The organism is uncultured Tateyamaria sp., from assembly GCF_947503705.1.
GTDB lineage: Bacteria > Pseudomonadota > Alphaproteobacteria > Rhodobacterales > Rhodobacteraceae > Tateyamaria.
Window position 1 is genome coordinate 1 of record NZ_CANNES010000003.1, and the last position, 19,674, is coordinate 19,674.

20 protein-coding genes are annotated in these 19,674 nt (G+C 59.1%); 12 read left to right on the forward strand and 8 right to left on the reverse strand.

The genetic code is table 11. The features are described 5' to 3' along the window. Positions 1-206 precede the first annotated feature (206 nt). From Q1A44_RS08560 to Q1A44_RS08590, 7 genes are all read left to right on the forward strand, one after another. A complete protein-coding gene (locus Q1A44_RS08560) occupies positions 207-1,481 on the forward strand; it encodes an MFS transporter (protein ID WP_299622900.1) in 1,275 nt (424 codons plus the stop codon). Positions 1,482-1,949: 468 nt separating this feature from the next. Then, on the forward strand, positions 1,950-2,774 hold the full coding sequence (locus tag Q1A44_RS08565) for a phosphate ABC transporter substrate-binding protein (protein ID WP_299622904.1): 825 nt from the start codon (positions 1,950-1,952) through the stop codon (positions 2,772-2,774). Then, positions 2,771-3,691, forward strand: a complete 921-nt coding sequence (locus tag Q1A44_RS08570) for a PstC family ABC transporter permease (protein WP_299622907.1) — start codon at positions 2,771-2,773, stop codon at positions 3,689-3,691. The genes Q1A44_RS08565 and Q1A44_RS08570 overlap by 4 nt, the downstream gene beginning before the upstream one ends. Then, positions 3,691-4,545, forward strand: coding sequence for a phosphate ABC transporter permease PstA (pstA, locus tag Q1A44_RS08575; protein ID WP_299622911.1), 855 nt, complete (start codon positions 3,691-3,693; stop codon positions 4,543-4,545). The genes Q1A44_RS08570 and pstA overlap by 1 nt, the downstream gene beginning before the upstream one ends. 15 nt (positions 4,546-4,560) lie before the next feature. Next, complete coding sequence (locus Q1A44_RS08580; protein WP_299622914.1) at positions 4,561-5,385, forward strand: phosphate ABC transporter ATP-binding protein; 825 nt, start codon at positions 4,561-4,563, stop codon at positions 5,383-5,385. A gap of 162 nt (positions 5,386-5,547) precedes the next feature. Continuing rightward, a complete protein-coding gene (locus Q1A44_RS08585) occupies positions 5,548-7,272 on the forward strand; it encodes an AMP-binding protein (protein WP_299622917.1) in 1,725 nt (574 codons plus the stop codon). Between the two features lie 5 nt (positions 7,273-7,277). Next, positions 7,278-8,159: a bile acid:sodium symporter gene (locus tag Q1A44_RS08590; RefSeq protein ID WP_299622920.1), complete on the forward strand. Its 882-nt coding sequence runs from the start codon at positions 7,278-7,280 to the stop codon at positions 8,157-8,159. Between the two features lie 64 nt (positions 8,160-8,223). Here Q1A44_RS08590 and Q1A44_RS08595 read toward each other — a convergent pair whose 3' ends face one another. After that, positions 8,224-8,658 carry a hypothetical protein gene (locus tag Q1A44_RS08595; protein WP_299622923.1) on the reverse strand — a complete coding sequence of 145 codons (435 nt, stop codon included), beginning with the start codon at positions 8,656-8,658 and terminating at the stop codon, positions 8,224-8,226. A gap of 41 nt (positions 8,659-8,699) precedes the next feature. Here Q1A44_RS08595 and Q1A44_RS08600 point away from each other — a divergent pair, with 41 nt between their 5' ends. From Q1A44_RS08600 to Q1A44_RS08620, 5 genes are all read left to right on the forward strand, one after another. Further along, positions 8,700-8,975 carry a hypothetical protein gene (locus Q1A44_RS08600; RefSeq protein ID WP_299622927.1) on the forward strand — a complete coding sequence of 92 codons (276 nt, stop codon included), beginning with the start codon at positions 8,700-8,702 and terminating at the stop codon, positions 8,973-8,975. 228 nt (positions 8,976-9,203) lie between these two features. Further along, the gene (gene pufB / locus Q1A44_RS08605) at positions 9,204-9,359 is read left to right on the forward strand and encodes a light-harvesting antenna LH1, beta subunit (RefSeq protein WP_299622931.1); all 156 of its coding nucleotides are present in this window, start codon (positions 9,204-9,206) and stop codon (positions 9,357-9,359) included. 12 nt (positions 9,360-9,371) lie between these two features. Beyond that, on the forward strand, positions 9,372-9,719 hold the full coding sequence (locus Q1A44_RS08610) for a light-harvesting protein (RefSeq protein WP_299622936.1): 348 nt from the start codon (positions 9,372-9,374) through the stop codon (positions 9,717-9,719). A 97-nt stretch (positions 9,720-9,816) separates the two neighbouring features. Further along, positions 9,817-11,277, forward strand: coding sequence for a PucC family protein (locus Q1A44_RS08615; RefSeq protein WP_299622939.1), 1,461 nt, complete (start codon positions 9,817-9,819; stop codon positions 11,275-11,277). Continuing rightward, complete coding sequence (locus tag Q1A44_RS08620) at positions 11,274-12,311, forward strand: PucR family transcriptional regulator (RefSeq protein ID WP_299622943.1); 1,038 nt, start codon at positions 11,274-11,276, stop codon at positions 12,309-12,311. The genes Q1A44_RS08615 and Q1A44_RS08620 overlap by 4 nt, the downstream gene beginning before the upstream one ends. A gap of 58 nt (positions 12,312-12,369) precedes the next feature. Here Q1A44_RS08620 and Q1A44_RS08625 read toward each other — a convergent pair whose 3' ends face one another. The 7 genes from Q1A44_RS08625 to Q1A44_RS08655 form a co-directional block, all read right to left on the reverse strand. Next, on the reverse strand, positions 12,370-13,329 hold the full coding sequence (locus Q1A44_RS08625) for a D-glycerate dehydrogenase (protein WP_299622946.1): 960 nt from the start codon (positions 13,327-13,329) through the stop codon (positions 12,370-12,372). Continuing rightward, positions 13,326-13,520, reverse strand: coding sequence for a hypothetical protein (locus tag Q1A44_RS08630; RefSeq protein WP_299622950.1), 195 nt, complete (start codon positions 13,518-13,520; stop codon positions 13,326-13,328). Before Q1A44_RS08630 ends, Q1A44_RS08625 begins: the two co-directional genes overlap by 4 nt. A 15-nt stretch (positions 13,521-13,535) precedes the next feature. Then, complete coding sequence (locus tag Q1A44_RS08635; protein ID WP_299622954.1) at positions 13,536-14,876, reverse strand: amidase; 1,341 nt, start codon at positions 14,874-14,876, stop codon at positions 13,536-13,538. Then, positions 14,873-16,240, reverse strand: coding sequence for a TRAP transporter large permease subunit (locus Q1A44_RS08640; RefSeq protein WP_299622958.1), 1,368 nt, complete (start codon positions 16,238-16,240; stop codon positions 14,873-14,875). Before Q1A44_RS08640 ends, Q1A44_RS08635 begins: the two co-directional genes overlap by 4 nt. A 30-nt stretch (positions 16,241-16,270) precedes the next feature. Continuing rightward, the gene (locus Q1A44_RS08645) at positions 16,271-16,861 is read right to left on the reverse strand and encodes a TRAP transporter small permease subunit (RefSeq protein ID WP_299622962.1); all 591 of its coding nucleotides are present in this window, start codon (positions 16,859-16,861) and stop codon (positions 16,271-16,273) included. Between the two features lie 108 nt (positions 16,862-16,969). Beyond that, positions 16,970-18,064 carry a TRAP transporter substrate-binding protein gene (locus Q1A44_RS08650; RefSeq protein WP_299622966.1) on the reverse strand — a complete coding sequence of 365 codons (1,095 nt, stop codon included), beginning with the start codon at positions 18,062-18,064 and terminating at the stop codon, positions 16,970-16,972. Between the two features lie 557 nt (positions 18,065-18,621). Further along, positions 18,622-19,644, reverse strand: coding sequence for a LacI family DNA-binding transcriptional regulator (locus Q1A44_RS08655; RefSeq protein WP_299622969.1), 1,023 nt, complete (start codon positions 19,642-19,644; stop codon positions 18,622-18,624). Positions 19,645-19,674: the final 30 nt, after the last annotated feature.

A 19,674-nucleotide genomic window follows, 5' to 3' on the forward strand; every position in this document is an offset into this window, starting at 1 on the left:
ATCGCCGACGGCGTCACCATCGCCCTCCTGGTCGCCTTCCCCGCAATCGTCCTGTGGCTCCCATCACTCGCAGGATAAACCAGCCAAGCAGACAAACGATCACGGGCCAATGCAGCGCCGGTAAGGGACGACGAGGAACCGGCTTGACCTGAACCCTACTTGAAGTCGTATCACAGTCTCGAATCATGTGCCTAAAGGAGCATCGGATGACAGACGCCCCGGCACATCACAAACCCGCCTTCCGGCGCTTTGCGGCGGCTGTGGGATTGGCCAACCTTGCCGACGGGATCGCGGTTGTGGCCTGGGCCTGGACGGCGTCCTTGTTGACGCGGGATCCGCTCTGGATTGCGATCCTGCCTGCCACGTTGCGCCTGCCGTGGATCTTCTTTGCTCTTCCCTCCGGCATCCTCGCTGATCGGGTCGACAGGCGACGGTTGATCATGCTGTGCGACCTGGTCCGCGCGCTGGCTTATTGCACTGCGGGTGTTGCCCTGTTGGTGAACTTGCCGCTTGGCGCGCCCTCTGTGATGGGTGTGCAGAATGCAACGCTGTATGGCACTTTGCTGGGGCTTGGCGTTATGATCGGATGTGCCGAGGTGGCCCGTGACAATGCAGCACAATCCATGTTGCCCGCGATTGTGCCCGGCCAAGAGCTTGAGCGTGCGAACGGGTTTTTGGGCAGTATCGAGACGGTCGGCAATGAAATGGCGGGCCCGGCTTTGGGTGCTTTTCTGATCGCACTTTTCCTGCCTGCCCCGTTTTTGATCATTGCTGTGGCGCTTTTGCTGGCAGCCCTGCTGACCACGACGATAACAGGTCAATTCAAGGCAGAGCCCGCCGTCGATACCGATGCGTCGCAAGGGTGGGTGTCGGCATGGGGCGAGGGATTTCGGTTCGTCATCGGGCATCCGATGTTGCGGACGCTGGCCCTGGTCACCGGCTTTTGGAACTTTTTTGCCGAGATGGCGCTGATCGCGCTGGTGCTGCATGTGCAAGAAAACCTTGGCGCCGGGGCCACGACCTATGGGTTGATCCTGGCGGTTGGTGCGGTGGGCGGTGTGGTGGGCGGCATCGTCGTCACGCCGTTGTTGCGGCGGTTGTCTTCGGCCAAGCTTGCGCAGTGGATGACGGTGGCGTCGGCGCCCACCTTTGTGATGATCGCTCTGGCGCCCGGTCCGATGACGGTCGCAGCGGCGATGTTCGTGTTCTACCTGACCGGGATCGTCTGGAATACGATTTCGATCTCTTACCGTCAGCGGATCGTGCCCGACGATATCCGAGGTCGGGTCAACAGTGTGTACCGGCTTTTTGCCTGGGGGATGATGCCGCTCGGCCTTGTGGCCTCTGGTGTGATCGTGAACGGGGCGGGGGCCATCTGGAGCCGCGAAACGGCTTTGACAGTGCCGTTCTTTGTGGCGGCGGGTGGTGTCGTGGTTTTGGCTGCATTGGCCTGGCGGCGGCTTGGCCGCGGATTTGACTAGGCTTTGGTCTTGGCCGCCTGGGCGGTATTGGCCGAAGCCGTCGCTGGTGCGCGCATCTTGCTGTTTTTAAACAGCCTATTCCCTAAGCGTTCTCGTATCAAACACGTCAAAGTAGGCATCAGGCGCGGTCTAACCGTAGAAAATGTAACGGTTTCACGACAAAAGTGTATTGTAAAATCAACTTATGAGGGATTATGCTTTACGTTAGGGTAAGGAGCTTTGTACCCGCGAAGTTGCAAGACCTGCGGTAACGCAGATGAGCTGGGGCGCGGGTTCAGTCTCTCAAGGATTTTGGGTCTGCGTCGGTTTGCGGCGCAGCATGTCTGCGGAATTTGCGGGCAGATTTGGTGACGACTTCGTTTGGCGAAGTTTTGAGTTTTGCGACGGTATCGCTTTTTCGAATGTCTGACGCGTGTTTTTGGGTGCGCGGATGACCATATTGACCGCTTTTTTTAGCCAGGAATACTCATGACACGACCTTTGCGACCACTCACAACCGTTTTTGCAATCTGCCTCGCCTTTACATTCAATGCTGCGAACAAGGCGTCCGCCGAAGAGCGGTTGCGATTGACCGGGTCCAGCACTGTGGCCCCGGTGATGCAGGAAATCACCAAGATGTTCGAGGATGGGCGCGATGTGCGCACCTTTGTCGAGACCGGTGGTAGCAGCAAGGGGATCAACGATTTGCGCAAGGGCCTGTCCAATGTGGCGATGATTTCGCGCGCATTGGCGGAGAGCGAGACCGAGTTGACCGCGCATACCATCGCCCGTGACGGGATCGCGGCGCTGGCCCATTCGGATGTGCCCCTTGATGTGCTAAGCCCCGATCAACTGCGTGCGATTTTCACCGGGACGGTCGACAACTGGTCCGAACTGGGCGGGCCGGATCAGGCCGTTGTCGTCATCTCAAAAGGGGAGGGCAGCGCGACTTCGGTGGTATTCAACACGTTCCTTGGCCTGACTGCGGACAAGATCGAAGGCGATATCGTGGCTGCCGAAAACGCCCAGATGATCAAAACCGTATCAGTGACACCGGGGAGCATTGGCTATGTGTCCATCGGGGCGGCCATCGTGGATATCGAGTTTGGCACACCCATCAAACTGCTGGCCCTGGGCGATGTGCCAGCGACCCTCGAAAATGTGGCCAACGGGTCTTATCAGGCGACGCGTCCGCTGAGCCTTGTGACCATGGGCGAAATGTCTGCGGGCGTCGCCGATCTGATTGATTTCAGCAAATCAGCCGCCGTAAGCGAGATCATCACCGATCTGTCCTATACGCCGGTCACGCAATGACCAACCCGCAGGTCAGTGCTGCACCGGCCTTGAGCAGGGCACATCGGCCCCTCGGGTCCGGCGTGACCTTTGACGGGGTGCTGCGCGTGGCGCTGGCGATTGCCTTTGGTTTTGCCTGTATCATCGTATTGGTCGTCGCCTTTGTCATTTTGCAGGGCGCGGCCCCGGCCCTGGCCCAGATTTCCTGGGCCCGCTTTCTGACCGACCCGGATTGGCATCCCATGGTCGAGATGTACAACATGACCCCGATGCTGGTGGGCAGTGTGCTGACCTCGATCGGAGCGCTGGTCTTGGCCACGCCGGTGAGCCTCGCCATTGCGGCGGCGTGCAATTTCTACCTCAATCCTCTGGCGGCTTCGATTTATCGCCGCATCCTGTTTGTGATGGCGGCCATGCCGACTGTAATCTTTGGCTTTTGGGGGCTGACCGAGGTTGTTCCCTTTCTGGGCCAGATCAAGGCACCGGGCGTGTCGCTTTTGGCCGGTGTACTGATCCTCGCACTGATGATCATCCCCACCACCGCGTTGCTGATTGACGTGGCCTTTTCCAAACTGCCGCGCCAATTGCTCAACGGGGCCTACGCGCTGGGGGCCAGCCGGGCGCAGACCTGTTTCACCATGGCCTGCGTGGTGGTGCGACGCGCGATATTCTCGGCCGCCCTTTTGGGGTTGGGCCGGGCCTTGGGCGAAACCATCGTGGTGGTCATGGTGACGGGCAACAAGGCCGCCCTTCCCACCAGCATATTTGACCCCATTCGCACGCTGACGGCCAATGTCACGCTTGAGATCGGCTATGCCGCACCGTTGCACACCGCGACCCTGTTTCTGAGCATCCTGATCCTGTTCATGATTGCGACGGGCCTTGCGCTCTTGGTCTACAAGCTCAATTTCAACGACAATACGCAGGTGGATGTTTGATGGGCTATGGGGCGCGGATCACCCGCGAACGGATGTCGGGAACAGATATTATTGTCTACGGTATTCTGTTGGCGGCGCTTGCATTGGTCTTTCTGACCTATGGCAAGATCGTCTTTGATATCGTGATGAAGGGCATTGGCTTTGTTGATTGGGGATACCTGACCGAGGATCCGCGCATGTCAGGTCGGGCAGGCGGCGTGTTTCCCATTATCGTGTCGACCCTTTGGGTGCTGTCCATCGCGGTCGTTGTGGCGGTGCCGATCAGTCTGGCCATTGCGATTTTCGTGACTGAATATTTGTCGCCATTCTCGACTTTGTCGCGCATTTTTCGGCTGAGCATGCTGATCCTCGCCAGCGTTCCGTCGATTGCCTTTGGCCTTTTTGGGGCGACGTTCTTTGCGCAGTATCTGGGTTTTGGCACGTCGATCCTGACGGGGGGGCTGACGCTTGCGATCATGGTGATCCCGATCTGTGCCTTTGCCTTTGAAGAAGTGTTTCGCCTGCTGCCCACGGGCTACCGCAACGGGGCGTTTGCCTTGGGTGCGCGCAAGGCACGGTTCATCTTTTTCATTCTGATCCCCGCAAGTGCGACCGACATCATCACGGTCGTTTTGCTGGGCACCGGACGGGCCTTGGCCGAGACGGCCGCGCTGCTTTTCACCAGCGGCTATTCCGACCGGATGCCAGAGAGCATTTTTGACCCCGGGCGCGTCCTGTCGATCCACATTTATGACCTGTCGATGGGTATTCCGGGCGGGGACCGCATGGCCTCTGCTTCGGCCATATTATTGATCGGGCTGTTTTTGATCATCAGTTCGGTTGGCATTTTCTTTTCCAGAAAAGCAAAAACCTAAAGGGAGTTTCGTACCATGTTGGTTGAACGCACCATTACCGAACAGATGTCTGAACCGGCGACGGCGCGTCCCGATCCGGCATTGCAAGCCAATGGGATCACCGTCAGCCTGAATGGTCGCAAGCTGCTCAGAGACGTGAGCCTGTCGGTGCAACCCAATGAGATCATGGCCATCATCGGCCCCTCGGGCTGTGGCAAGACGACATTTTTGACCACACTGAACCGGATGATCCACCACACCTTGCCTGCGGCCACAGTCGAGGGCGATATCGTCCTGAATGGGCGGCGGGTCTTTCCATCGGATGAAAACCCGGCCGATCTGCGCTGCAGGATCGCGATGATTTTCCAGCGCCCCAATCCTTTCCCCTTTTCGATCCGCATGAACATGGAATTTGCCCTCAAGGCCGCTGGCGATCGCGACAAGGCCAGTTATCCCGACAAGATCGAGAAGAACCTGAGGGCGGTGAACCTGTGGGATGCCTTGAAGGATCGTTTGAACGACACGGCGACCAGCCTGTCGGGGGGCGAGCAGCAACGCCTGTGCATCGCGCGCGCCCTGTTGTCGGGTCCCGATGTGGTCCTGTTTGACGAGCCATGCAGTGCGCTGGACCCGATTTCCTCCACCGCAGTCGAAGAGCTGATTTCAGAGCTGAAAACGGAACGCTCTATCGTGATTGTGACGCATAACCTGGCTCAGGCGGCCCGAATTTCAGATCACTGTGCTTTTTTCTTCTCCGAAGACGGCTCGGGCAGGTTGATGGAACTCGGGCCGACTGACCAGATCATGAACCATCCCCGGCAAGAGACGACACGCGCCTATGTGAATGGCGAGGTGTGTTGAGCCCAGCTTCCATACGGACCTGAATGGGGCGTTATCTGGTTTGACGTGGCGTCCCGGGCGCATCACGGTGCTGCGGACGCTGCGTAAAGTCATGCAGGCATTTCCCACAGCGCAACTGTCAGATACGATTTCCGCTGACTTGTGCAAAAAAAGGGGAGGCGCATGGCACATCCTGATCGTCCGTGGACGGCTTACTACGGACCCGAGGTGCGCGCGCAGTTTGACGCGCCGTCTTATCGTAATCTGCCAGAACTGATCCGTTCCGTCGCCGAGACCTATAAGGGCGGCAAGGCATTTACCTGTTGTTTGCCCAACGGCATGAATGGCACGCTGACCTTCACCCAGGTGGACGAGATGTCGGACGCCTTTGCTGCTTACCTGCGCGAGGTGGCTGGCCTGAATGCGGGCGACCGTGTGGCCGTGCAAATGCCCAATTGCCTCAGCTTTCCCGTCGTCGCATTTGGTGTGTTCAAGGCAGGCTGTACGCTGGTCAATGTGAACCCGCTTTATACTGCGGACGAGATGGCCAAGCAATTCGAGGACGCGGAGCCGCACGCCCTGGTCATCATCGACATGTTCGCCGACAAGATCCCCGCTGCGACCAAGGGCCACCCGATCCCGAATGTGATCGTAACCCGCGTGGCCGAGTTCTTGCCTGCCATGCCACGCGGCATTGTGGGTCTGGTCCAGAAGTATTGGGACAAGTCCGTCAAATCCGTTGAAGTTCCACATATCCGTCTGCCTGCCGCCCTTGACGCCGGGCGCAGCCATATTGGCAAGGATCATGTGGAGGTTGACGCCTACCACCAGAACATCGGCGCCGACGACGTGGCCGTGCTGCAATATACCGGCGGTACTACAGGTGTGGCCAAAGGCGCGATGCTGACCCATGGCAACCTGATCATGAACATGGAACAGGCCATGGGTATGTTGGCCACTAATCTGAACAAGGGCGAAGAGGTCGTTTTGACGGCCCTGCCACTTTATCACATCTTTGCGTTCACAGTGAACATGCTGTCCTTTTACTGGATGGGGGCCCGCAACATCCTGATCCCGAACCCGCGCCCCCTGTCCAACGTCAAGCGCGCCTTTGAGAACTACAAGATCACCTGGATGAGTGGTGTGAACACGTTGTTTAACGGGCTGTGCAATGAACAATGGTTCCTCGATAGCCCACCCAAGCACATGAAATTTGCAGGTGCCGGCGGCATGGCCTTGCAGTCCTCTGTTGCGGCACGTTGGCGCGAGATCACCGGAACTGAAGTGATCCAGGGCTATGGCCTGACCGAAACCTCGCCTGCGCTGACATTCGAGCCGCCGGGCAAGACCCGCGAGGGCACCATCGGCATTCCGCTGCCGGGCACGGACGTGGCCTGCTTTGACGAGGAGGGCAAGCGCCTGCCCATCGGTGAAACAGGAGAGATCGGTGCCCGAGGCCCGCAGATCATGAAGGGCTATTGGAAAAAGCCAGATGCGACCGCCGAGGTCATGATCGACGATTGGTTCCTCACCGGCGATATCGGCGTAATGGAGCCGGACGGCTATGTCCGTATTGTGGACCGCAAGAAGGACATGGTCGTTGTGTCAGGGTTTAACGTCTATCCCAACGAGATCGAGGACGTGCTGGCCGCCCATCCTGCGGTGGTCGAGGCGGCCGTGATCGGCGTGCCGGATGGCGCCACGGGAGAAGCCGTCAAGGCGTTTATCGTGACCGCAGATACGGGCCTGACGGCAGAAGCGCTGCGCGCGTATTGCAAGGAACACCTGACCAGCTACAAGGTGCCCAAACGCGTGGAATTCCGCGATGAGCTGCCGAAATCCAATGTCGGTAAAATCCTCAGAAAAGATCTGCGCGCCGAAGAGCTTGCGCAGATCGCAGCGGAGTAGAGCGCATGGTTGATGAGTTCACACAGACGCTCTTGGGCGTTATGGTCGCGATCATCATGCTGGGCATGGGAGCTTCGCTTACACCCCGCGACTTCTACCTTGCGCTGCGCCGCCCTTACGGGTTGGCCATCGGGGTGGTCAGCCAATATGGCATCATGCCCTTGCTTGGTTTTTTGCTCGCGATGTTCCTGGCGGTGCCCGAAACCATTGCCATTGGCATTCTGATCATGGCCTGTATGCCGGGCGGCACGACCTCGAACATTTTTACCTATTTCTCCAAGGGGAACCTGGCGTTGTCGGTGCTGATGACGGTCACCTCGACCGTGTTCGGCGTGATCCTGATCCCGCTGATCCTGCTGGTCTATGCGGCCGCTCTTGATCTGGAGATTCCGCGCGAAGATATCATTGCGGTTCTGATCGTCCTCTTGGTCCCCGTGGCCATCGGGATGACTCTGCGCAAGTTGAACCCCAATGTGGGTGCGGTGATGGAGTTTCTGGGCTCGATCCTTGGCGCGTTTTTCATCGTGTTCATCGCGGTCACTTGGGTGCCGCAGAACTGGCAGTTCCTGCTGTCCACCAGCGGGTCGACCTATGTGGCGGCCATCGGTCTGGGGGTCGTGGGGATTACCATCGGCTACTTCTTTGCCACCACGCTCAAGTTGCACCCGCGCAATGCGCGCACTGTGGCGCTTGAGACGGGCATCCAGAACGGGCCGCTCGCGATTGCCATCGTGGTGTTCACGTTCCCGGCCGAGCAGCAGCAGGCCATCATGGCGGTGCCAGCACTCTATTCGCTGTTCATCGTGATGACGTCGACGCTGGTCACCTTTGTGTTCCGGCGCGCCAACACGGCGGCTGAACAGAAGATGCCGGACGGCTTGCTGTAACGCATCCGCGAGGCACGCAAGAAGGGGCCTGCCAAAACGCGGGCCCCTTTGTCGTTTTACGGGATCAGTCGCTGAGTTTGCGCACTGTCGGTTCTGCCTCCAGCGACACCTGTGGTTCACCAAAGCAATCGCCCGTTGTCATGGTAAATGCGGATGGAAATGTCTTTTTGTCCCACACGACGACGGCCCGGCCCCATTTGGTGCCGCTATAGCCGCCCGGATGGCTAAGCGTGGCCTTGCAGTCCAGACCATCCTCGCCGATCCAATAGCCTTGGTTTGTGCCCCGGTCATCAAGCTGAGAGGCAAACCCTTCGATGATCAGGTTGGCCTTGGCTCCGTTGTAGGAGGTAAAGCTGAACACAGCATCGCCGAAGCTGTCGACCTCATAGATGATGAGGCCTGTGGCGCTGTCCCAAATCTCGTCAGCGGATGCAAACTGGCCCGTGGTTGCCGTCAAGAAGGCCGTTGCGGCGGCCAGAATAGGTTTGGAGTATTTCATTGATAGGTCCTGTGTTCTTGTCTTGAAATTCAACTCAGCCAATGGATGCAATGGAGTGTCCGCTGAATAAAATGTCGGAGGTGCAGCGTGCCGGTGAAATCCGTTTCAAACAAGCCTCTATTCTGTGGCGGTTGCGCGGAGCCGTTTCAGGGCCGTTAGACCGGCTTGGCTTTATGATTCTTGCATTTATGACGCAATATGCAGGGAAAGCCGTGCTGTCTTGCATTGCTTTCATTTTGCGCAACGCCGTTCATGCCGATGCTTTCCGGCTGTTCTCGCGTCGGTTCAGATCGGTGTTTCCGGGTCTAGCCCCCTGAAAACGCGTTAGGAATCTGCAGAAAGCTGCATGAAATTGCACAAATCCTTATGCCCTTTACTGCATCCTGAACGGGGTGTGTGGCCATTCCAGCAATGTGTCAGATAATATTTACACTTGAGATTGTCAGTAAAAGCTGACACATTTTCGAGACAGTGCGCTTATCGTGTTGGCCAGACGTGGCATGAAGTCTGGACACTATCATGTACGTCAAAACGGAGGACCGAATATGGCGGACGACGAGGCAAAGGTCTGGCCAACAGGCTTGACTCTGGAAGAGGCCGAAGAGGTGCACAGCTATCTCATCGACGGAACACGCGTGTTTGGCGCGATCGCGCTTTTGGCGCACCTGCTGGTCGCAGCATCGACCCCGTGGCTTGGATAAAGGAGGCACATCATGAACAATGCAAAGATGTGGCTTGTTGTTAAGCCAACCGTGGGCGTCCCGCTTTTTCTGAGCGCGGTGGCTGTTGGATCATTCGCGGTCCATGTGGCCGTTCTCAGCAACACCTCGTGGGTGTCTGATTTCCTGTCCGGCAAAGAGCTGGGATCGGGCGATGAGATGGCCGCGACGCAGCTGCTGGACAACCCACAGACGGCCAAGGCATCCTATGTGATGCCGTCGACAGACGGCGCGCGCGAAGTGACCATCATCATGTCGGACGGAACGCCCGTAAAGGCGATCCTGCAGCCGTCAGAGGTGCATGCCAGCGCAACCGAGACCTACTCGGTCATCACACAATAGAAAAACGGGCCCGCGGACGAGTTTGCGGGCCCTTTTCTCCTTCACCGCAGGCGGGCCGCGTTTGATCTCGTGGTGTCGCCCAAAGATGGCGTGAGACATGTTCAACTACCGCGCATTTGCAACGCAGAAACTGTCAGGCCTTGGCCCGGAGTACCTGCCATTCGCAGATGTGGCGAGCGATGACGTGCCCTTGTCGCGCCTTTTGCGGCTTTCCCTGTTTCAAATCACGGTCGGTATGGCGCTTGTCCTATTGGTGGGCATTCTCAACCGCGTGATGATTGTCGAGCTGTCGGTGCCTGCGACCCTTGTGGCGGGCATGTTGGCGTTGCCGTTGCTCTTTGCGCCGTTTCGCACGCTGATCGGGTTCAAATCGGATGTGCATGTCTCGGCCCTAGGTCTGCGCCGTGTCCCCTACATCTGGAAGGGCACGCTTTATCAATTCGGTGGCTTTGCCATCATGCCTTTTGCCCTGCTGGTTCTGTCTGGTTATGGCGAGGCAAAGGATGCACCGATCTGGCTGGGCTATGGCTCTGCCGCCTTGTCCTTTCTCTTGGTTGGCGCCGGTGTGCACATCGTGCAAACGGTTGGCCTGGCCTTGGCCACGGATCTGGTGGAGCAAGAGGACCAGCCCAAGGTTGTTGGTCTGATGTATGTCATGCTGCTGCTTGGCATGGTGTTCAGCGCGCTGGTTTTTGGCACCTTGCTGGAAAACTATACGCCGGGCCGCCTGATCCAGGTTATTCAAGGTGCTGCGGTGATCACCGTCACTCTGAACATGGTTGCCATGTGGCAGCAAGAGGCACGCAGCCGCGACCGCGCCCGCGCGATGAAAGCGGCCCGTCCAATGCAGTTTTCAGAGGCCTGGACGTCACTGGTACAGCGCCCCGGAATGCTGCGCCTGTTGATCGTCATCGGCTTGGGCACCTTCGGATATGGCATGGCCGATGTCCTGCTTGAACCCTATGGTGGCCAGGTGCTGGGCCTGTCGGTGGCCAGCACGACCAAGCTGACGGCCCTGTTCGCCCTTGGCACGCTGGTGGGCTTTGGCCTGGCCTCGAAGGTCTTGGGGCAGGGAGCTTCGCCGGTACGCTATGCGATTATCGGAGCGGCCATCGGTATGCCCGGTTTTCTCGCGATTATCCTGTCCTCGCTGTCCATTGGCATCGCCCTGTTCCTGATTGGCACCCTTGCCATTGGTGTGGGCACGGGCCTTTTTGGGCATGCGACGCTCACGGCCACCATTCGGGCGGCCCCCGCCAACCAGATCGGCCTGGCTCTGGGTGCCTGGGGTGCTGTGCAGGCTACCGCGGCAGGTATTGGCGTGGCCCTTGCAGGCATCGTGCGCGATATCATCGTTGGGCTTGGCCATCTGACTGGAAATGCCCCGCAAACGCCCTACAATTTTGTGTTCTCGGTCGAGATCGTGTTTCTGGCGCTGGCCTTGCTTGCGACTTTGCCGTTTCTCACCGGCCGAAACAAAACACCCGATCCGTCCGTGGCGGAAACCCCTAGAATGAACGCGCCAGAGCCTCATTCAAACCCGATGGAGGTATCATGACCCAAGTCATCACGCGATATTTTGAAAGCGAAACCAAGGCGTATACGGTCAAGCGGACGCTCCAGTTTGCAGGGTTTCCGCGCAAGGATTTGATGATTTTCACAGGCCCTGACGGTTTGGAGGCGGCACTTGAGGCAGAGCACGTGGAGCCCGCAACCGCTGCCGCCTATGAAAAGCGTCTGTCAGAGGGTGGTGCCGTTTTGGTGGCAAAAGCCACCTACAAACCCCTTGGCGTGGCGCGTCTGACCCGCGAGGTGGCCGCGGACATGGGTGCCGTGGACATGGGCGACCTGGTCGAAGAGGTCACGGTTCCTTTCCAGCCGCGCGAAGCGCGCAGCATCTTGCCTGATCATCCCCTGTTCCTGAGCAGGGCCCGGGATTATTCGTCGGCCGGCAACTACATGGCGGATTGGCCCATTCCTCTGCTCAGCCGTCGCAAGCCGGTGGATGCGTTTGCTATTCCGCGCCACGGTCGGATGGCCAATTTCCCCATTCCCCTGATCAGTCGCCGCAAGCCGCGCGACAAATTCGCCTTTCCACGGCACGCGCGCATGGCCAATTTCCCGATTGGACTGATTTCCAGGCGCAAGCCGTCGGACAAGTTTGCCTTTCCACGCCACGCGCGCATGGCCAATTTCCCGATCGGCCTGATTTCGCGGCGCAAGCCCTTTACCGGAACGCTGATTGGCAAGCACAACCACATGGCCAACTGGCCCTTCCCCCATCTCATTGATGGCGAGGCCGGTACGAATGCGTTGATCCCGGGCGGCCCCCGCATGGCCAACTTCCCGATCAGCCTGCTGAGCAAGCGCAAGCCCAAGGACAAGTTCGCCTTTCCGCGTCACGCGCGCATGGCCAATTTCCCCATTTCGCTTCTGAGCAAACGCAAGCCCTTCACAGGCTCCATCGTGCCGCGCCATGGACGGATGGCAAACGCGATCCTGCCGCTTGTCATCAAGCATGGCGAGAGCAAGGGCGGCGAGGGTTTCTCGTTCTCAGGCATGTTCGGGCTGCCGACGCTGAAACGGCGCTGAGAACCTGTAAGTAGATTGAGATTGGGCCGGAGCGGACGTTCCGGCCCTTTTTTGAGGCCTAAAGCAGGTCGCCAGGGGTTTCCCCGGCAAAGAACGCGTCGAGATTGTCGAGCGCCCGGAAGCCCATCGCATCCCGCGTTTTGCGCGTTGCACTGCCGATATGGGGCAACATAAAGATGTTGTCATGGGCAGCGAATGCGGGGTTTCCGCCCGGTTCCACCTGAAAGCAATCGAGGCCTGCGGCTGCGATCTGATCGCTTTCAAGCGCGCCGAGCAGGGCGTCTTCGTCCACCAAAGCGCCGCGTGCGGAGTTCACGATCACGGCCCCTTTGGGCAGCATCGCAAAGCGTTCGGCATTCATTAGGTTCAGTGTTTCCGGCGTGGCCGGACAATGCAGCGACAGGAAATCCGCCACACCCAGCAGGCTCTCCACACTGCTGTGATAGGTCGCGCCATGAGCCTTGTCGGCCGACAGTTCGGATCGGTTGAAATAGTGGACGTCCATGTCGAACCCGCGCGCCTTGGCGGCAAAGGCCTGGCCCACGCGGCCCATGCCAATTATCCCCAGCCGCGCGCCAGTCACCTGTTTGCCCACCATGAAAGCCGGCGACCAGCTGTCCCATTTGCCGCTGCGAACGATCCGGTCGCCTGTGACGGCGTGGCGGGCGGCGCCCAGCATCAGCAGCATGGCCAATTCGGCGGTGGCGTCTGAAAGCACGTCAGGGGTGTTGGTCACCGCAATGCCACGCGCCTTGAGGGCAGGCAGGTCACAGTGATCGACGCCAACGGAATGGTTGGCCACGATGCGCAGGCGGGGGGCCAGTTGAGCCACCACCTCGGCGCTGAAATGTTCGGAATGGCAGGGGATGATCGCGTCAAAATCCGCACTGGCGGCGATGATCTCGTCCGCGGTGCCGGGCGTGTCGGCGTGGTTGATCACCACGTCATAGTCCCGCGCCGCACGTTCCAGCGTGGCGTCAGACAGGCGGCGGGTGATCCAGAGGCGCGGTTTCGTCATTTCTTGCGAATGCACTCGTCGAAATAGTCATAGAGCGCCAGACCGCAGACGATGATCGCGATGACCATGAAGGGCGCGCCGCCGGAAAAGCCTGCAAAGCCGGTGGAGATGCTGTGCGATAACCCACCGACAAATCCGATCAGCAGGCCGGTTCCGATCAGCCCCATGATGGCTTTGGTCAGGTAACCCATTATGTTTCCTTCCTGTTATTCCGTCGCCGAAGCGAGGTGTGTTTGTAGCCAGCGCGCGGTGCGCAGCAAGCGGTCGTCTTTTTCAGCGGGGCCAATCAACTGCACCCCGATGGGCAGGCCGGTATCGCCCACCAGAAGGGGCAGCGTCACGCAAGGCAGGCCAGCAAGCGTCCAGAGCGTGCAAAAGATCGGGTCTCCGGTGCCATTGCCGAACTTGGGTGCCTCGCCCGCCGCCGAGGGTGCGACGATGGCATCAAACTCGACAAAGAAGTCGGCAAAGAAGGCTTCTGCCGACGCTTTGACGGCCAGCGCGTCCTCGTATTCGGCGCGTGTGATCTGGCGACCCCGTTCAACGACGGGTTTCAGCGTGTCGCTAATCTTGTCCCAATGCTGGTCAAACACCTCTGCCTGATGCTGGCAAATCTCGTATTCGTGGATCCGCGCCTGGACCGCCACCAGATTGGACAGGGTGTCGGCAGGCTCCATCCGGGTGACCTGATCGCCCAGGATGTCCAGCACCGCATCCAGCCCATCCTTAGCCGCATCCGAAAGCCGGTCGTTGAAAGGCAGGTCAAACCACGCCAGGTCGGGGGTCACCGGCGCATCTGCGGTGGCCCCTGCCGACATGTCGGGGCGGGGCCGGGCAAAACTGGTGGCGTCGTGCTGGTCATAGCTGCCGATGGCATCGGTCAGCAGTGCAACGTCGGCCAATGTCCGACCAAAGCAGCCGACTTGATCGAGCGACACGGAGGTTTGCAACAGACCTTTACGAGAGATTACCCCGCGCGTCGGTTTGAACCCGAACGTGCCACAAAAAGACGCGGGCCGGATCACTGACCCGTTCGTTTGCGTCCCCACCGCCAATGGCACGTGCATCGCGGCCACCGCAGCGGCCGACCCGCTGGACGACCCACCGGGGCTGTGATCCGGGTTGTGGGGGTTGCGCGTCTCGTTCGCATGCACAAAGGCCAGTTCGGTTGTGACCGTTTTGCCCATGATCACCGCGCCCGCCTCGCGCAGATGTTCGACCAGGCGGGCAACATCCTTGGTTTGGCGGCCGGCAAAGACGGGCGAGCCCCGCTCGGTCGGCATTTTGGCGGTGTCGATGATGTCTTTGAGGCCCACGGGAATGCCGTGGAGCGGCCCGAGCGCCATGCCTGCTTTGCGCAGCCGGTCGCATTCGCCGGCCTGCGCAAGGGCCGCGTCCGGGTCCAGAAAGGCCCAGGCCTTGATCGCACCATCGGTCGCCTTGATCTGGTCCAGACAGGATTGCACCAGTTGAACAGATGTCAAACGACCCGAGGCCATGGCGGCCAAAGCCTCGGTCGCGCTGAGTTTAAAGGCGTCTTTGATCACGGGATGTAAGGTCCAAAGAGGTAGTCAGGGAACCACAGGGCGATCCCCGGGAACATGTACATCAGGAACATGGTAAAGATCACGATACCAAGATAGGGCATGATCCCCCGGAAGATTTCCATCAGCTCGATCTGTTTCTTGAGCACGCCTTTTAGGTAATAGGCCGACATGGCCATGGGCGGGGTCAGGAACGAGGTTTGCAAGTTCAGCGCCACCAGCATCGCAAAAAAGTAGGGGTTCACGCCGAAAGGTTCGAGCAAAGGCAGGAAGATCGGCACAAAGATGATCAGGATCTCTGACCATTCCAGCGGCCATCCCAGCACAAAGATTATGAGCTGTGCCATGATAAGGAACTGAATCGTGGTCAGGTTCATCCCGATGACCCAGTCGCTGATCAGGTCGTGACCGCCGAGGTAGGAGAACACCGATGCAAACGTCCATGACCCGACAAAGAGCCAGCATACCATGGCCGTGGCCTTGGCCGTCAGAAACACGCTTTCCTTGAGCTTGGTCCAGGTCATCGAGCGGTAGAGCACCGCCAGGATCATACCACCAAGCGCACCCATGGCCGCCGCCTCGGCCGGGGTTGCCAGCCCGCCCAGGATGGAGCCGAGCACCAGCGCGATCAGCACCGTGAGGGGCACAAAGCTGACCAGCAGGTTCCAGTAGATCTGGCGTGGGGGTGGGACGTCGTCCATCTGCGGTTTTGGGGCCAACGCCGGATTGAACCAGACGCGCACGATCACATAAACGATATAGAGGCCCGCCAGCAGAATGCCGGGGAACACCGCCGCCGCATAGAGGCGCAGGGGCGACAGGTCCGCAATGGCGGAATAGACGATCAGCATGATTGAGGGCGGGATCAGAATGCCCAGCGTGCCGCCGGCACATATCACGCCCGAGGCAAAGCTTTTATTGTAGTTTGCATTGGCCATCGCCGGAAAGGCCAAGAGGCCCATCAGCGTCACAACCGCGCCCACGATGCCCGAGGCGGTCGAAAAAACGGCACAGGTCAACAGGGCCGCAATGGCCAGCGAGCCGGGCAGATTGCGCGCAGCCTGATAGAGCGAAAAGAACAGCTTGTCGACGATATTGGCCCGCTCAACCACGTAGCCCATAAAGAGGAACAGCGGGATGGCGACCAGCGTCGGGTTCTCCATCACCGAATAGGTGTTCTGGTTCAGCAGGTAGAAGATGTTGTTGTTCAGGATGTCGCTGAAACTGTCGATCGGGCCGCCCTGGTGATAGGCGTAATAGCCAAAGGCCACACCCATCGCGAGCAAGGTAAAGGCAATGGGAAAGCCCAGCAAAACCAGGACAATGAACAGCCCAAGCATCAGCAGGGCGACTTCGGGATTTGTCATCTTGTATTCTTTCTTGCTGCTGGCTGGGCGTCAGGAATTACCGGGGTGGATGGACCGGATTTCGCTCAGATCCGCTTCGCTCAACAGGTCTTCGGTCTCTTTCACGTCAGCGAGCCGTTCGGGCCAGACGCCGGTGCGAAACGCCATGACGCAGCGCACCAGTTCGGCCAGCCCCTGGATCATCAATAGCGATCCCGCGATGGGGATCAGCGACTTGAAGAAATAGACCTGAATGCTGGCGGGGCTGTTAAAGCTGACCTCTTTCCAGCGCCAGCTGTCGGAGGCGATTTCATAGCCAAACCAGACCATTGCGGCGATGCCGGGAAAGAAAAACAGGAAATACAGCAGGAAATCCAGGGCCGCCTGCGCCCGGACGGGAAACAGGCGATAAAGCACGTCGGCGCGCACATGGGTGTCCTGGGCCAGCGCATAGGCGCCGCACATCAGGAACAATGCGCCATACATCTGAACCATCATGTCAAAGGCCCAGACAGTTGGCGCGTTCAGCACATAGCGGACAAAAACCTCGTAGGACACTGACAGCGTCAGGATCAGGATGCACCACCCAAAGGCGCGTCCGACCCAAAGGCTGAGTCCTTCGATGGCGTGAACGAATTTCATGTGACCAGTGTCCCCCCTGATGGCGCCGGGATGTCTGAGTGCTTTCCCTTTTTGGCGCAGGTGCCCGGGCGCAGCGTGCGCCCGGGCTGATGTCTTACCTTGCCACTATCAACCGAAGTAGTGGTTGTATGCCAGCTTATAGTCAGGCTGGTTCAGGTTCAGATAGTTCATCACGTCTTTGGCATAGGCCTTTTGCGATTCCATCACCTTGGCAAAGAAGGGGTCATCCTCGGCGATGCGCGCGGTGACCTTGTCCCAGGCTTCAAGTTGGGCCGCCATCACGCTGTCAGGCGTGCGGTACACATTCACGCCATCCGATTCCTGCAGTTTCAGCAGGTCGTCGGAATAGCGCTTGGTGTTGCCCCAGTAAAAGCCGGAGTTTTCGGCCATGGACGCGTTCTTGATGATTGCCTTGTGTTCGTCCGACAGAGCGTTGAACTTGTCCTTGTTGATCGTGACCTCAAAGAATTCCTGGCTCTGGTGATAGGAGGCCAAGTGGTAATGCTTGGACACGTCCTGCATACCAAAGTCGCGGTCAGAGGTTGGGTTGTTGAACTCGGCCGCGTCGATCAGGCCCGATTTCATCGCGGGCTGAATTTCGCCACCGGGCAGCTGCACAACCGACATGCCCATTTCCAGCAGAACGTCAGCAGCCAGACCAACAGTCCGGTACTTCAGGCCGTCCATCTGGCTTGCATCCGTGATCTGTTCCTGGAACCAGCCCAGAGGCTGCGCAGGCATGGGCGAGTTGAAGAAGGACACGACGTTCAGGCGCAGTTCGCTCATTAGCTCGTCAAAAAGCTCCTGACCGCCGCCCGCGTGGACCCAACCCAGCACTTCCTGGCTCGACCAGCCAAAGCAGGGGCCAGTGCCAAAGAGCGAAGCCGCCTTGGATTTGCCGTACCAGTAAGCAGGCACATAGTGAGCGGCGTCCAGAACGCCGCGGTGAACCGCGTCTTGCATCTGGCTGGTTTTCACAACCGCGTCGACCGAAAGCACTTCGATGGTCAGCGAACCGCCCGACATCTCGTTGACGCGTGCAGCAAAGGATTGTGCGTTCTCCAGAAAGATACCGCCGCCCCAGGCCGCTTGCATCTTGAGGGTTGTGCCGTGGCCGTCTGCAATTGCAGGCGTGGCCAGGGCGGCCGCGCCGACAACGGCGGAACCGCGCAGAAACTTTCTGCGGTTGAGTGTGTCTGTCATGTTTCCTCCCAAGGAATTCGTGCGTTGAGCGCCAAAAGTCACGCCCAGCCGTTCGTTTTGTTTGGGTTCTGGTGCCAGGTTTCTGCATCATCTCGCGTCATTGACGCATACATTCATACAGTTACCGACACGTAACCCAATCAAATCGTAGGATGCGGGATAGCACTGGCAAGAGGAACAAAAGGGGTGCCCTTTATGCGTGTATGGCCCAACGCGGCGATACATCATTGACCGGCAACGGTAATGACGATTTTCCGGGTGCCCGAAAAAGCAGCGTGAAAAACTCTAATGTGCTGAATCCGATTGCAAAAAGTAGATGAGGGGGTGCGCAATATCCCAACGCACAAGGTGGGCACAGGGGAAATTTTTGTTCGCTGTTAGCGCCATCAGGCTAAGAAAATTATTTTTGCAAAAAACGGGAAAAACACCCCAGCGGGTTGGATTTGCGCCCGATGTGCCATTTGCAGGTCGGTGTTCCGCCCTTGGTTTTCGCCCCAGATGCCGAATTTGAAAGGCGTAGAACGCGCCGGGACCGATTGTCGATCGCCCAAACGAGCCTATTGCGCGCGGATCGTGGCCCCCGGCACAAACTCAACGGGCAAGGTCACCAGGCGGGGCACGTCAATCCGGTTGATCCGGGCAAGAAGGTGGCGGGCACCCGTTGTTCCGATCAGTTTGCGCGGGGTGCGTACCGTGGTCAGGGGCGTGGGCAGAACGGTGGTCAGGTCAAGCGCGTTGAAACCGATCACCCCGATATCATCTGGCACCGAAAGCCCCGCTGCCACACAGGCCGACAGACCGCCAAAGGCCTGGTGATCCGTCACGTAGAACAGCACATCGGGCTGGTGGCAGGCCAGCATCTCAGCCGTGCCATCGCGCCCGGCAACAAAGCTGTTGGGGTCGCCGGAGCGGGTCAGACAAAGGGGGGCCGCGTCCGACACCTCGGCAAAGGCTGCTTGAAAGCCTGCCATTCTTCCCTCGGCCCGGGGGTCGCGCCCCTCGCTCACGCCGACAAAGCCGGGGCGACGGTACCCGAGCGCGATGCACCGCTCTGCGACCAGACGGCCGGCAGCCACGTGATCGATTCCGACGCACACGTCAATGGGATCGTCGGTTACATCCCACATCTGAAGTGTCGGGATTTCAGAACGGCGCAGGGTCTGGCTTAGCTTGGGGTGGTGTTTTGTCCCGGTCAGAATGAAACCGGCAGGGCGCCAGGACAACAGCCGCTCGGCCCAGGCAAGTTCGACTTCGAGGCTGTATTCCGTCGTGTCCACGACGCTGGAAAAGCCCGCCATGTCAAAGGTACGGCGCATGCCGGCCAACATCTCGGCAAAAACGTCGTTGAACAGGTTGGGCACGGAGATCCCCAACAGGTCAGAGTTCATGGTGACCAGCGACCGCGCACTGCTGTTGGGGGTATATTTGAGGCGGCGGGCGATGCGCAGAATCTCGTGCCTCTTGGCCTCTGACACGCCTTCGACGCCGCGCAATGCGCGCGAAGCTGTCATGATACTGACGCCTGCGGCCACTGCGATATCCTTCAGGACGGGGCCAGAGTCGGATTGGCGTTTGCGCATGAGAATGGCCCCAATGGTCGAAAAAGCATG